Source organism: Nocardioides sp. YJ-D4 (assembly GCF_054031495.1).
Genome location: NZ_CM132932.1, coordinates 5,578,628 through 5,592,473, shown reverse-complemented (window position 1 = coordinate 5,592,473; position 13,846 = coordinate 5,578,628). Strand labels below are relative to the sequence as shown.

Genomic DNA, 13,846 nt, shown 5'->3' with positions numbered 1-13,846 from the left:
TTCCTCTCTGAGGTGGGGGGCTCGTTGCGGCAAAACGTCTTCTCGGGGACCCGAACGAACCTCAAGAACGCCGTAGCCCGAGAAGGCGACCCGCCTGGGACGACAGCGATGTCGTCCACGTCGCGGCCTATTGTGCACACAGGTCCGCACCCGAATTCGACCGCCCCCGGACGTGGGAATCGCCACACTTCTTTATTGCCCCCGGGGGTTTACATGACGTATCAAACTCCGATTGACTCCTCCCCCTGCGCGCGCTATCGCTGTGTGATCTCGCTGGGCCTCTGCCCGGCCGCCCGCCAATCTCGAGGACTCCCCCATGCCCGTTGCCACCCGTGCACCGATCGACAACTCCGGCCGCCTGCAGTTCGCCGACGACCTCTTCGCCCGCCGCCATCGCGGTCTCGGAAGTCCGATCGCCAACCAGTGGATCTGGCGGCTCAACAGTCCCTACGACGCCGACCGGCTGCGCTACATCGCCGCCGGCCTGGCCGAGGGCGGGCTGTCGCGGAAGCTGCACCGGGCGAAGTTCCCCGGAGCCCGCGACCTGTGGACCAACGCCGACCGCGAGCCGTCGCTCGAGCTCTACGAGGAGATCCTCCCGGTCGCCCAGATCACCGACTGGCTCCAGGAACGTCACAGCGACCACCTCGACCCGCACGAGGGCCTGACCTACCGGCTCACCGCGATCAACCTCGACGACGGCACCTCGGTCGTCTCGATGCTGCTCGCCCACGCCGTCGGAGACGGCGGCTCCGTGCTCGACGCCGTGTGCCGTGCCTCCCGCGGCGAGCCGCTGCGGCTGCCGCCGGCGCCCGCCAACGGCTGGGACCGCCTCCGTGCCGAGGCCGCCGACAGTCGCGCGCAGTGGCGCGCCGTCCGTGACTGGACCAAGGCCCGCCGGCAGGCGAAGAAGGACGGCACCGCGGCCCTGGCCACCAAGGCGCCCCGCGTCTACCCGGAGGCCACCCCGAACCCGAAGCCCGAGGCCTGGCGGATGCCGCGGATGATCACCGAGTTCGACACCGAGACGATGACGAAGATCGCCGCCGAGCACGGCGGCTCGACCAACGCCTGGTTCATCAACGTCGTCGCCGACCTGCTCGTCCGCATCGACCACGTGCCGGTCGACCGGGGCGACGTCCCGGTCTCGCTGCCGATGAGCGACTTCCAGCCCGGGGACGTACGCTCCAACTCGACGCGCGTGGCCATGGTCGAGGTGCCCCGTGACGTGCTCGACAAGCGCGATCTCGCCGAGATCAAGAAGCTCTCCAAGGCGGCCTACATCCGTCTCGGCCAAGCCGGCCCGGGGCTGGTCCCGGTGCCGCTGGCGATGATGCAGATGCTGCCCGACGCCGTGCTCGACAAGCTCCCGCAGCCGCCGGCCGCGGCGTGCATGGCCTCCAACCTGCCCCAGCTCCCCGACGACTACCGCTACGCGATGGGTGAGGACGTACGTCTCGTGGCCGGCCTCGCCGGCTACCAGAACGCGACCGCCCAGGACGCCTATGACGTCGGCGGCGGGATCATCTCCTGGCTGATCCAGTCGGGGCCGCGTACGACGCTCAACCTGGTCGCCGCCGAGCCCGACCGTGTGCCCGACCTGGACTTCCTGAAGAGACTGGTCGTCGAGGAGCTCGGCTCGTGGGGTCTGACCGCCGAGGTGTGGTGACGTGCCCCAGCCCGAGATGCTGTCATCGCTGCCGCCCGCGAGCCTCGGCGCCCGCCCGGCACCGTTCGCTCCCGAGCGCACCAACCGGCTGACGTACGACGACGAGGTCTTCCTCCGCTCCGCGACCGTGATCGGCGTCCCGGTCGTGGCCCAGACCGCCTGGCGGTTCCCCACCGAGATCCCGGTCGAGGCGGTCCAGGACCTGGTCGACGAGCTGGCCGAGGGCCCGCTCAACCGCCTCGTCGTACGCCCCACGGTCATCGGCGCGCGCTCCCGCTGGGTGCCGGCGACGACCGCCGAGCCGGTCCACCTGCACCCCGACCGGATCAAGCCCGACCAGGTGGTGGCCTGGCTCGACAGCACCGCCGACGAGGTGCCGTTCGACCCGGTGAAGGGCCCGCTGTGGGCGTTCTTCATGGCCCACACCACCGACGGCGGCACGGTCGTGGCCTACAACGCCTCCCACATCGTCTGCGACGGCGGCATGAAGCTCGGCGCCGTGATCGCGGCCGTACGCCGCCAGCGCCTGCCGCGGCTCCCCGCCGCCGAGGCGGAGCCCGAGGTCACCCGCGGGGACGACCGGCGCGACGCACGCACGATGGCACGCGCCGCCGTTCGCGGCCTCCGGGAAGCCCGGAAGGCCGGGAAGCTCCCCGTGCTGGAGGCCCAGTCCTCCGAGAAGCGGCCGGTGCCGGCCCCGCAGCCCGACGACGACGTCGTCCACGAGGTCGCCGACGCCACTGCCGACTGCCCCGTCGAGGAGTGGAACGCGGCCGCGGAGCGGGCCGGTGGCACCGCCAACGCTCTGCAGGTCGCGATCTCGGTCGAGGTCCTCCTCGAGGCCGGGATCGTACGCCCCGGCGAGCCGGTCAAGATGTCGCTGCCCGTCTCGCTGCGCGGCGAGGGCGACCTGCGCTCCAACGCCACCTCGGGTGTCTCGATCGCGGTCGAGACCGAGCTGCGCGACGGCGTCGGCCGGGTCACCGACCTGGCTCACATCCGGGAGCGGTCGAAGCGGGAGTTCTCCGCGCTCTTCAAGGGCACCCGCCCCGACCCGATCGCCCACATCGCGCCGCTGGCGCAGATGATCCCGGACCGCCTCGCGAAGCCGCTGCTCAAGAACGTCGTCACGCCGCTCGGTCTGGCCTCCAACCTGGGCCGGCCCGACCCCGACTTCGTAGCGCCGTTCGGGGTGCCCGCCGAGTCGATCGTCTTCCGCGCCCTGGCGCTCGGCGCGACCCGCGGCGAGCTGCGCCGGATGCGCGGTGGGGTGACGTCGTGGTGGTGCGAGGTCGGGGACACCTGCAGCTTCGGTATCCGCGCGCTCGACCCCGACGCGGTCCCCGACTCCGAGCGGCTGAAGGAGATCGTGACCACCGTCTACGGACGCTGGGGCCTGGTGCCGACCTTCTGGTGATCCGGCGCGGCCTGGTGAGAGGATGCGGTCATGACGATCGACGTACTCGGTGAGCCCTACACCGTGGAGACCATCGACCTCGCGGACGACTTCGAGGGCACGGTCGTGGCCACGCTGGTCAAGCGGCCCGCCGACGGCGACGCCAAGGGCGCCGTCCTCTACGTCCACGGCTTCTCCGACTACTTCTTCCAGAAGGAGTACGCCGAGTGGTGGACCGCCCGCGGCTACGACTTCTACGGCCTTGATCTGCGTAAGTACGGTCGCTCGCTGCGGGAGCACCAGTCGGGGACGTACGTCGGCGACCTGGCCGAGTACTTCGACGAGATCGACGCCGCCTGGGAGCGGATCACCGAGCGCGACGGCCACTCGCACATCATGCTCAGCGCCCACTCCACCGGCGGGCTCACGGTCTCGCTGTGGGCCGACGACCGCCAGCCCGACGCGCTGGCCGGGATGGTCCTCAACTCGCCGTGGCTCGACCTGCAGGGCTCGTTCCTGCTGCGCTCGGTCGCCAGCCCGGTGGTGCGCCGGGTCGGCCACCGGGCCCCGATGCGCGAGCTCGGCCGCGACGTCAGCGGCTTCTACACCATGTCGCTCCACGTCGAGCACGACGGCGAGTGGGAGTTCGACCTCGGCCTCAAGCCGGTCGGCTCCTACCCGATCCGGCTCGGCTGGCTCAAGGCGATCCGCGACGGCCACGCCCGGCTCCACCGCGGTCTGGACGTGAAGGCTCCGGTGCTGGTGCTCTCCTCCGACCGCTCCAGCAAGCCGAAGGCGATGGGCGAGCTCGTCCACTCGACCGACATCGTCCTCGACGTGCGCCAGATCCGCCGCTGGTCGACCGCCATCGGCACGCACGTCACCTACATCGCGGTCCCCGGGGCGAAGCACGACGTGATCCTGTCGCGCCCCGAGGTCCGCAAGCAGGCCTACGCCGAGATCGAGCGGTGGCTAGCGGCGTACGGCGTCTGAGTCGGTTGGGTCGGTTGAGTCGGTTGAGTCGGTTGAGTCGGTTGAGTCGAGGGTCGTCTTCGGGCCCTTGAACCACCTGCGCGCGGAGAGCCGCCACCACAGCGCGAGAAGGACCAGCGAACCGACGGTGAGGATCGGCGCGTAGTTGACCGACGCCCAGGAGAAGTCGTCGCTGGTGATCCAGCCGGAGGGCACGAACGGCAGGACGAAGTAGACCGAGATGATCGCGATCTCGGCGACGGCGACCAGGTTGAGCCACTTGTAGTGCTTGCCGAGGGTCCACTGCCCGGTCTCGAAGGCGTCCCCGGCCCGCCAGCGCAGGAAGATCGGGATCGCGAAGGCGAGGTAGAGGCCGATCACCGCGACCGAGGTGATCGCGTAGAAGGCCAGCGGGATGCCGCCGACGCCCCACAGCGCGGGAAGCGTGATGACCGCACCGACGACCGCGACCAGGAGCACCGCGTTCACCGGGACCTTCCGGGTCGGGCTGACCTTCGCCCACAGCGACGAGCCGGGCACCGCCCCGTCGCGGGCGAAGGCGTACGTCATCCGGGAGGCGCTGGTGAGACAGGCCGTGGCACAGAAGAGCTGTCCGGCGGTGGAGATCAGCAACACCACGAAGTGCCACGAGTCCGGTAGCGCCTGACCGAAGATCACGTCGACCGCGCCGCCGCCCGCGCTCACGCCCTCGGGGTCCTGGACCGCGAAGAGGAAGGCCAGCAGCAGGACGTACCCGCCGACCGCGGAGTAGAAGATCGAGCGCCAGATGCCCTTCGCGGCACCGTCGGCCGCGCCCTGGGTCTCCTCGGAGAGGTGGGCGGAGGCATCGAACCCGGTGATCGTGTACTGCGTCAGCAGGAACCCGAGCGGGAGCACCAGGAACCAGTACTTCGCGTCGGCATAGCCGGAGTTGTTGATCCGCTCGGTGAAGACGTAGGCGAAGCTCTGGTGGTCGTCCGGGACGATGACCAGCACCAGGACCACGATCGCGGCGCCGGCGACGTGCCACCACACCGAGATGTTGTTGATGACGGCCAGCAGGTGGCTGGAGTAGATGTTGGCGAGCGCGGCCAGCACCAGGATGACCAGGAAGATCAGGTAGACCCTGCCCAGGGAGTAGCCCTCGGCCCAGCTCTCACTGAGCGTCGAGAGGGTGAGGTCGAGGAAGGTGGCGGCGCCGTACGCGACGCTCGCGGTCACCGCGAGCAGGCCGATCAGGTTGAGCCACCCGGTGAAGAAGCCGGCCGCCGGGCCGCCGAGCTTGGCCGCCCACCAGTAGATGCCGCCCGAGGTCGGGTACGCCGAGACCAGCTCGGACATGGTGAACCCGATGATCAGGATGAGGCCAGCGATGATCGGCCAGCCCCATGAGATGGCCACGGGTCCGCCGTTGTTCCAGGCCTGGCCGAATGTGGTGAAGCACCCGGCCAGGATCGAGATGATCGAGAACGAGATGGCGAAGTTCGAGAACCCCGACCAGGTGCGGGACAGCTCCTGCTTGTAGCCGAGACGGGCGAGATGTGCTTCGTCGTCGAGCTGGGTCGGCTCGACGGTTTCAGGTGCCTCGGACATGGCACGCCTCCGGATTCCGTGGGGGTGGATGTGTCTGAGGCTAGAAACGGTCCGTGGCGGTCGTGGTCGCGCCAGGTAACGGCGCTGTGAAAGATCCGTCCTTGAGCGCCACCCCGGTCGCGCCGAGCGCCCGGGCCCCGGTGACCAGGCTGGCGATGGTGCGTGCCGCGGTCGCATGGTCCAGGCCGTGGGGTGGGCGGATGTTGGAGACGCAGTTGCGGGCCGAGTCGAGGACGCCCGGCCGTGGGTCCCAGGTGAGGTAGGCGCCGAGCGAGTCGCTGGACGACAGCCCCGGCCGCTCCCCGATCAGCACCAGGACCAGCCGCGCGCCCAGTGCCCGGCCGATGTGGTCCCCCAGCGCCACCCGGGCCTGGGTCGCGACCACCGGCGCGGCGAGGGTCGTGGCGCTGTCGAGGAGCGGGACCAGGTGCTCCAGGAGCGGCACCGCGTGCTTCGCCACCGCCTCGGCGGAGAGGCCGTCGGCGACGACGACCGCCATCTCGGCTCCACCCGGACCGACCTCCAGGTCGGTTCCGGGCACCCGGCCGAGGTCCGGCCGGGTCAGGTAGGTGGCCCGGTCCGGTGCCGCGGAGGCGACGACCGTCGGCGTACCCAGTCCCAGGGTGTCGAGCGCCTCGACCAGCGCCTCGACGTCGAGCGGGAGATGGACCGCGTCGCGAGCCGCGGCATGGGCGGCGCCGAAGGAGAGGACCTCGGCGGTCGGGACCGAGTTGCCGGCCCGGCCGAGGCCGATCCGCGCCGGCGTGGCCCTGCGCAACGGCTCCCAGAACGCGCTCATCCTGCCAGCTCCTTCAGCATCGTGGACGACGGGTCGATGTCGCGTACGGAGCCGTCCGGGTCGAGCAGGCCGGCCGAGGCCAGCCACTCCTCGAGCTCCGGCGCGGGGCGTTTGCCGAGGACCTGGCGAGCGTAGAGGGCGTCGTGGAAGGAGGTCGACTGGTAGCCGAGCATGACGTCGTCGGCGCCCGGGACAGCCATGACGTACGTGCACCCGGCGACGCCGAGCAGGGTGAGCAGGTTGTCCATGTCGTCGGAGTCGGCCTCGGCATGGTTGGTGTAGCAGACGTCGACGCCCATCGGCACACCCAGCACCTTGCCGCAGAAGTGGTCCTCGAGCCCGGCGCGGATGATCTGCTTGCCGTCGTAGAGGTACTCGGGGCCGATGAAGCCGACCACCGTGTTGACCAGGAACGGCTTGAACGCCCGCGCCACCCCGTACGCCCTGGCCTCCAGGGTCTGCTGGTCGACCGGTCTGCCGCCGCTGCCGAGGTGGGCACCGGTGGAGAGTGCCGAGCCCTGGCCGGTCTCGAAGTACATCACCTCGGTCCCCACGGTGCCGCGCGCCAGCGACCGGGCCGCCTCGTCGGCCTCCGCGAGCATCGCCAGGGTCACCCCGAAGCCCTCGTTGGCACCCTGGGTGCCGCCGATCGACTGGAACGGCAGGTCGACCGGCAGCCCCGCCTCGATCAGGTCGATCGTGGTGGTGACGTGGGTCAGGACGCAGCTCTGCGTCGGGATCTCGTAGCGAAGGCGTACGTCATCGACGAGCCGAAGCAGGTCGGCGACCGTACGCGGGTTGTCGGAGGCCGGGTTGATACCGATCAGCGCGTCCCCGGATCCCAGGAGCAGGCCGTCCAGGATCGAGGCCGCGATGGCCCCCGGATCGTCTGTCGGGTGGTTGGGCTGCAGCCTGGTCGCCAGCCGTCCCCGCAGGCCCATCGTCGTACGGAAGCCGGTGACCACCTCGGTAGCCGCCGCCACCGCGATCAGGTCCTGGTTGCGCATGATCTTGGAGACCGCCGCGACCATCTCGGGGGTCAGCCCCGGCGCGACGGCGGTCAGCGCGGCGGTATCCCGCCGAGCGGCGGCGTCGAGCAGCCACTCCCGAAGGGCCCCCACGGTCAAGCCGCTGACCTGCGCGAACGCATCCTTGTCGTGCGTCTCCAGGATCAGCCGAGTGACGTCGTCCGACTCGGCCGGCACCACCTGCTCCTCGAGGAAGGTGGTCAGCGGAAGGTCGGCGAGCACCATCCGCGCCGCGACCCGCTCGGTGTCGGACCGTGCGGCGCATCCGGCCAGGACGTCGCCGGAGCGCAGCGGCGTCGCCCGCGCCAGCACCTCCACCAGACCGTCGAACTCGAAGCCGTGCCCGTGGAGACTCTGCCGGTAGCGCATGAGATCAACGGTAGAGCCGCAATATTTCCACGGTGTGAGGCTCAGGCACCAGTGCAGCACGTCGGACCACGGCGCGAGAACAACACGCGAACCCACTCGACACAGTCGATCCAGAAGTCGCTTTCAATCGACAGCCGCGCCACCCCGGTGAACAGAAGGCAAAGACAGTGCGCGTTAGGGTGCTGTGGTCCCGAACCCAACCGGAAGGACAACAGTGTGACTTCTGAGAAGAAGACAGACAGTCCGAAAAATTCCGACCATCACAACCCCTCTGGTCTCATCAAATCCCCCACGGGCGAAGTCGTTCCCCACCCCGCGCTGGACCTGCCGATCTCGAGCGAACAGGAACAACGCAAGGGAATCGACTGGGTCGTCTTTGGCATCGCCGCGGCCATCGCGATCGCGTTCATGGCCTGGGGCTTCATCAACACCGACGGCATGGGCAAGGTCGCCGGCGACGCCCTCGCCTGGGTGCTGGACAAGGCCGGCTGGGTCTTCGTCCTGACCGCCAGCGGCTTCGTCATCTACATCATCTGGCTCGCCGTCAGTAAGTACGGCAACATCCCCTTGGGCCGTGACGACGAGAAGCCGGAGTTCAAGACGGCTTCCTGGATCGCGATGATGTTCAGCGCCGGAATGGGCATCGGTCTGATGTTCTACGGCGTCAGCGAGCCGATCTCGCACTTCGTCACCCCGCCGCCGGGCACCGGCGAGGCGGGCAACCCCGAGGCCATCCAGCACGCGATGGCGACCACGATGTTCCACTGGACGCTGCACCCGTGGGCGATCTACGCGGTCGTGGGTCTGGCGATCGGCTACGGCGCCTACCGCAAGGGCCGCGTCAGCCTGATCTCCTCGGCCTTCACGCCGCTGCTCGGAAAGAAGACCGTCGAGGGTCCGGCAGGCAAGGCGATCGACATCTTCGCGATCTTCGCGACCCTGTTCGGCTCCGCCACCTCGCTCGGCACGGGCGCGATCCAGATCGAGAGCGGCCTGCAGATCGTGGCCGGGCTCGGCGAGGTCGGCAACAACGTCCTCATCGGGATCATCGCGATCCTGACGGTCTGCTTCGTGATCTCGGCGGTCTCGGGTGTGGCCAAGGGCATCCAGTGGCTCTCCAACATCAACATGGTGCTGGCCCTGCTCCTGGCGCTGTTCCTGTTCGTGGTCGGCCCGACGGTCTTCATCCTCGACCTGATCCCGACCTCGCTCGGCACCTACATCGGCGACCTCGCCCAGATGTCGGCCCGCACCGGCGTCGGCGGCGAGGAGACCTCCGCCTGGCTCGGTTCCTGGACCGTCTTCTACTGGGCCTGGTGGATCTCCTGGACGCCGTTCGTCGGCATGTTCATCGCGCGGATCTCGCGTGGGCGCACCATCCGGCAGTTCGTCGCCGGCGTGCTCCTCGTCCCGAGCGCCGTCAGCGTGATCTGGTTCTGCATCATGGGTGGCACCGCCATCGACCTGCAGCGTGACGGCACCGTCGACATCGCCGGTCTCGGCGGGGTCGAGTCGCAGCTGTTCACCACGCTCGACCAGTTCCCGCTGGCCACGGCGATGAGCATCCTGGTCATGGTGCTGGTGGCGATCTTCTTCGTCTCCGGAGCCGACGCGGCCTCGATCGTGATGGGCACGCTCTCCGAGCGTGGCGCCGAGGAGCCGAGCCGGCCGACGGTGGTCTTCTGGGGCGTCGCGACCGGTGTCGTGGCAATCCTGGGCCTGATCGCCGGTGGTGCGGATGCGTTGTCAGGTCTGCAGACGATCACGATCGTGGCGGCACTTCCGTTCGTGGTGATCATGGTCGGGCTGGCGGTCTCGCTGCAGCGCGACCTGGCCCATGACCCGCTGATCGTGCGTGGTCAGTACGCCGCGGAGGCGGTCGAGCAGGCCGTCATCACCGGCGTCACCGAGCACGGTGACGACTTCGCGCTCGCGGTCGTCGAGGACGACCACAGCAACAACGGCGCCACGCCGGCACCGACCGCCGTGACCGACGACAAGGCCTGATCCTCGCGGTCTGAGCCTGATGGCGGGGTCCTTCGGGACCCCGCCATCAGTCGTTCGTGAGGGGCGTTCCGGCGTACGTCTCCCGGGTGACGAACTCCTCGACCGGCAGCCGCCGCAGCCTGGTGAGCTGCTTGACCGGCTTGCCCAGCGGGACGACCGCGGCGACGGCGTACCCCTCAGGAGCGCCGAGCAATTCGAGCACCGCCGGCTCCTCGGCGACCACCATCGTGGTGATCACCCCGCCGAAGCCCTCGTTACGCGCCGCGAGGAGGGTGTTCCACACCAGCGGATAGACCGAGGCGCCGGAGATGACACCCACCCGGTCCAGCTCGGAGTCGAGGGAAGCGACCGCGCCGAGGTCGACGAGGAAGACGAGCACCACCGGAGCCGTACGCAGCGGCTCGGTCATCCCATGCGGGACCCGGGTCGCGGCGATCTGCTCGTCGGTCACCGCCGTCGGGTGCACCGTGTTCCACGGCATCTCTCCCGCCTTCTGCTGCGCCATGTACCTGCGGGCACCCGTCGCGGTCAGCTCGACCAGACGCTCACGGGTCTCCTGGCTGCGCACGACCACGACGTGGCCGCCCTGCCGGTTGCCGCCGGAGGGGGCGAACCGGGCGTTGTCGAGGATCCTGGCGAGGATCTCGTCGGGCAGCGGGTCGTCGGTGAAGTCGCGTACGGCATGGGTGGTCCGCATCGCCTCGTAGAGCTCCATGGCTCCATCCCAGCAGACTCAGCCCAGCAGGAAGGCGACCAGTGCGGTGATGCCCACCACGACGATCACACCGCGGAGCACGTTGGGCGGCAGCCTGCGGCCGATCCTGGCACCCAGAAGACCACCGATCGTCGCGCCGACGGCGATCAGGATCGCGATCGTCCAGTCGACGTCGGCCACGAGGGCGAAGATGAGCCCGGAGATGCCGTTGGTGATGGCGACCAGCACGTTCTTGAGCCCGTTGAGACGCTGCAGCGACTCGGCGACCCCGATGCCGATGATCGCGATCATCAGCACACCCTGAGCGGCACCGAAGTAACCGCCGTAGACGCCGAGCATCGCGATCGCGGGCCAGACCCACCAGCGCTCGCTGCCGTCATCGGGCAGGTCGCCGTGCCGTCTGGCGACCCACCGGGAGATGCGCGGGCCGGTGATCACCAGGACCACGCCGAGCCCGATCAAGACCGGGACGATCGCCTCGAACGCACCCGGCGGCAGCACCAGCAGCAGGATCCCGCCGACCGCGCCGCCGATGAGTGCCGCAGCCCCGAGCCGCAGGATCCGGCCGCGCTGCCCGGCGAGCTCGCGACGGTAGCCCCAGGCGCCGGCCAGCGAGCCCGGCACCAGGCCGATCGTGTTGGACACGTTGGCGACGACCGGAGGTACGCCGAAGGCCAGCAGCGTCGGGAACGTGATCAGCGTCCCGGAGCCGACGGCAGCATTGATGGTGCCCGCCCCCACCCCGGCGAGCAGGATGAGGGCGGACTGAAGTGGATCCACTTAGACGGTCGGCTCTGCAGGAGGCTGCGGAGCCTGAGGCCGGTTGGGCGCCTCGGCCTGCTTGGCCTCGGCGAGAGCCTCCTCGACGGCCGCGGCCGCGGAGGACTGCTCACGGTCGAGCTTCGGCTCGGCCGAACCCATGTCGACGCGCTTGACCGGGCCCTCGACCTCGTCCGGGATGCCCTTGAGACTGTTCATCGTCGAGCCGAGGCCTTCGAGCGCAGCGCCGATCTCGCTCGGGATGATCCACACCTTGTTGGCGTCGCCCTCGGCGATCTTCGGCATCATCTGGAGGTACTGGTAGGCCAGCAGCGACTGGTCGGGGCGGCCGTCGTGGATCGCCTGGAAGACCGTCTGGATGGCCTGGCCCTCACCCTGGGCGCGCAGGATCGCGGCCTCACGGTCGGCCTGCGCCGCGAGGATCTGCGACTCGCGCTGACCCTCAGCGTTCAGGATTGCGGACTGCTTGTTTCCCTCCGCCGAGAGGATCGCGGACTGACGCTGACCCTCGGCGGTGAGGATCGCGGCGCGCTTGTCACGGTCGGCGCGCATCTGCTTCTCCATCGCGTCCTTGATGGACATGGGCGGGTCGATCGACTTGATCTCGACGCGCTTGACCTTGATGCCCCAGCGGCCGGTGGCCTCGTCCAGGACGATCGAGAGACCGGAGTTGATCTGCTCGCGGCTGGTCAGCGTCTCCTCCAGGGTCATGCCACCGACGATGTTGCGCAGGGTGGTCATGGTGAGCTGCTCGACGGCCTGGATGTAGTTGGCGATCTCGTACGTCGCCGCCACCGGGTCGTTGACCTGGAAGTAGATGACCGTGTCGATCGAGACGGTCAGGTTGTCCTCCGTGATCACCGGCTGCGGTGCGAACGCGACGACCTGCTCACGCATGTCGATCATGTAGCGCACCTTGTCGACGAACGGGATCACCGCGTTCAGGCCGGGGTCACGCTTCGACTGGAACTTGCCGAAGCGCTCCACGATGCCGACCCGCGCCTGCGGGATGATCTTGATCGTCTTGGCCAGCGTGGTGATCACCAGCACCGCCAAGATGACCAGAAGGGCCAGGATGATGCCACCCATTGCCAATCAGTCCTTGTCTATTCGTGTTGCGTCAGGTTGCCCGGAAACTACGGAGTCCCGAGCTCCGGAAGAGGATGGACGTACGCCGTCGCTCCTCTGATCTCGAGCACCTCGACCGGCGTGCCGGCCGCGATCACGAGCGTCTCGTCATAGGGCTGAGCGGTCCAGAGCTCGCCCGCGAGCTTGAGCTGCCCCGGCTTGTGGGCACTGATCTCGACGGGCGAGATGGCCTGGACCCCGATCAGCTTCTGCGCGCCGATCTGGATCTCCGGGCCGTTGTGGAGCCGCCTGGCCAACCCCGGGCGTACGACCGCGAGCATGGAGACCGAGACCGCCAGCGCGACGATCGCCTGGATCACGAAGCTGTCGGTGAACGCGCCGGTCAACGCGCCCGCGAAGGCGCCGGTGGCGAGCATCAGCAGGATCAGGTCGAGGCTGAAGAGCTCTCCGACGACGAGCAGCGCTCCGAGTGCTGTCCAGATCGCCCAGTCCCAGTCCTGCCAGTCCATGGGCGTCACCCTATCCAGACGGGCCACGCGTTGTGGGGAGGTTTGGGTACCGACTTCTTAACGTTAGGCCTACCGGGTGTGGCGGGCGCGACGCTTGGCCCAGAAACGGCCATCGCTCGCCTCGAGCTCGAGCGGCATACCGAAGGTCTTGGAGAGGTTGGCCGAGGTCAGCGTGTCCTCGATGAGCCCCTGGGCGGTGATCCGGCCGGAGCGCATCATCAGGACATGGCTGAAGCCGGGCGGGATCTCCTCGACGTGGTGGGAGACGAGCACGGTCGCCGGGCTGTCGGGATCGTAGGCGAGCGTCGACAGCGTCGAGACGAGGTCCTCGCGGCCGCCCAGGTCCAGCCCGGCGGCGGGCTCGTCCAGGAGCAGCATCTCGGGGTCGACCATCAGCGCACGGGCCAGCTGGACGCGCTTGCGCTCGCCCTCGGACAGGGTGCCGAACATCCGCTCGCCGAGGTGCTTGATGCCGACCTCGATCAGCAGTGCCTGGGCACGGTCGTGGTCGAGGTCGTCGTAGTGCTCGCGCCAGCGGCCGACCACGCCGTAGGAGGCGCTCACCACGACATCGCGGACGAGCTCGTGGCGCGGGATCCGGTCGGCCAGCGCGGCGGAGGTGAGGCCGATGCGCGGGCGCAGCTCGAAGACGTCGATGCGGCCGATCTGCTCGCCGAGGATCTTCACGACCCCCGACGTCGGGTGGAGCTGGGCCGCCGCGGCCTGGAGCAGCGTGGTCTTGCCGGCGCCGTTGTGGCCCAGGATCACCCAGCGTTCATCCTCTTCGACCACCCAGCTCACAGAGTCGAGAAGGGCGTTGCCCCCGCGGCGTACGGTGACGTCGGTGAACTCCAGCACGGCTGCCATGGCGGCAAATCTATCGGCAGGGGTTGCCCGGCTCGGGGTTAGGGTAGGCGGCT

At 69.2% G+C, this 13,846-nt stretch carries 12 protein-coding genes; 4 read left to right on the top strand and 8 right to left on the bottom strand.

The window, feature by feature from the left end; genetic code table 11:
- Positions 1 to 316 precede the first annotated feature (316 nt).
- From ACW14X_RS26730 to ACW14X_RS26720, 3 genes are read left to right on the top strand one after another with little or no spacing between them, the layout of a single operon-like run.
- Complete coding sequence (locus ACW14X_RS26730; RefSeq protein ID WP_457163889.1) at positions 317 to 1,669, top strand: hypothetical protein; 1,353 nt, start codon at positions 317 to 319, stop codon at positions 1,667 to 1,669.
- Position 1,670: 1 nt separating this feature from the next.
- The gene (locus ACW14X_RS26725; RefSeq protein WP_457163888.1) at positions 1,671 to 3,086 is read left to right on the top strand and encodes a hypothetical protein; all 1,416 of its coding nucleotides are present in this window, start codon (positions 1,671 to 1,673) and stop codon (positions 3,084 to 3,086) included.
- A gap of 30 nt (positions 3,087 to 3,116) precedes the next feature.
- Positions 3,117 to 4,058, top strand: a complete 942-nt coding sequence (locus ACW14X_RS26720; RefSeq protein ID WP_160022705.1) for an alpha/beta hydrolase — start codon at positions 3,117 to 3,119, stop codon at positions 4,056 to 4,058.
- On the opposite strand, the gene ACW14X_RS26715 is transcribed toward ACW14X_RS26720, so the two are convergent.
- The 3 genes from ACW14X_RS26715 to ACW14X_RS26705 are packed head-to-tail and all read right to left on the bottom strand — an operon-like array spanning position 4,038 to position 7,826.
- Complete coding sequence (locus ACW14X_RS26715) at positions 4,038 to 5,630, bottom strand: amino acid permease (RefSeq protein WP_457163887.1); 1,593 nt, start codon at positions 5,628 to 5,630, stop codon at positions 4,038 to 4,040. The genes ACW14X_RS26720 and ACW14X_RS26715 overlap by 21 nt on opposite strands.
- Before the next feature lie 40 nt (positions 5,631 to 5,670).
- Positions 5,671 to 6,429, bottom strand: a complete 759-nt coding sequence (gene eutC / locus ACW14X_RS26710) for an ethanolamine ammonia-lyase subunit EutC (protein WP_160022701.1) — start codon at positions 6,427 to 6,429, stop codon at positions 5,671 to 5,673.
- On the bottom strand, positions 6,426 to 7,826 hold the full coding sequence (locus ACW14X_RS26705) for an ethanolamine ammonia-lyase subunit EutB (protein WP_457163886.1): 1,401 nt from the start codon (positions 7,824 to 7,826) through the stop codon (positions 6,426 to 6,428). Before ACW14X_RS26705 ends, eutC begins: the two co-directional genes overlap by 4 nt.
- 216 nt (positions 7,827 to 8,042) lie before the next feature.
- Here ACW14X_RS26705 and ACW14X_RS26700 point away from each other — a divergent pair, with 216 nt between their 5' ends.
- A complete protein-coding gene (locus ACW14X_RS26700; protein ID WP_160022697.1) occupies positions 8,043 to 9,833 on the top strand; it encodes a BCCT family transporter in 1,791 nt (596 codons plus the stop codon).
- A 46-nt stretch (positions 9,834 to 9,879) separates the two neighbouring features.
- Here the strand turns inward: ACW14X_RS26700 and ACW14X_RS26695 are convergent, their stop codons facing one another.
- From ACW14X_RS26695 to ACW14X_RS26675, 5 genes are all read right to left on the bottom strand, one after another.
- The gene (locus tag ACW14X_RS26695) at positions 9,880 to 10,548 is read right to left on the bottom strand and encodes a nitroreductase family protein (protein WP_160022695.1); all 669 of its coding nucleotides are present in this window, start codon (positions 10,546 to 10,548) and stop codon (positions 9,880 to 9,882) included.
- Between the two features lie 18 nt (positions 10,549 to 10,566).
- The gene (locus ACW14X_RS26690) at positions 10,567 to 11,328 is read right to left on the bottom strand and encodes a sulfite exporter TauE/SafE family protein (RefSeq protein WP_160022693.1); all 762 of its coding nucleotides are present in this window, start codon (positions 11,326 to 11,328) and stop codon (positions 10,567 to 10,569) included.
- Entirely contained in the window at positions 11,329 to 12,417 is a 1,089-nt protein-coding gene (locus ACW14X_RS26685; RefSeq protein WP_160022691.1) for an SPFH domain-containing protein, read from the bottom strand.
- Between the two features lie 47 nt (positions 12,418 to 12,464).
- On the bottom strand, positions 12,465 to 12,926 hold the full coding sequence (locus tag ACW14X_RS26680; RefSeq protein ID WP_350840417.1) for an NfeD family protein: 462 nt from the start codon (positions 12,924 to 12,926) through the stop codon (positions 12,465 to 12,467).
- 69 nt (positions 12,927 to 12,995) lie between these two features.
- Positions 12,996 to 13,793, bottom strand: coding sequence for an ABC transporter ATP-binding protein (locus tag ACW14X_RS26675; RefSeq protein WP_400464170.1), 798 nt, complete (start codon positions 13,791 to 13,793; stop codon positions 12,996 to 12,998).
- Between the last annotated feature and the right edge of the window lie 53 nt (positions 13,794 to 13,846).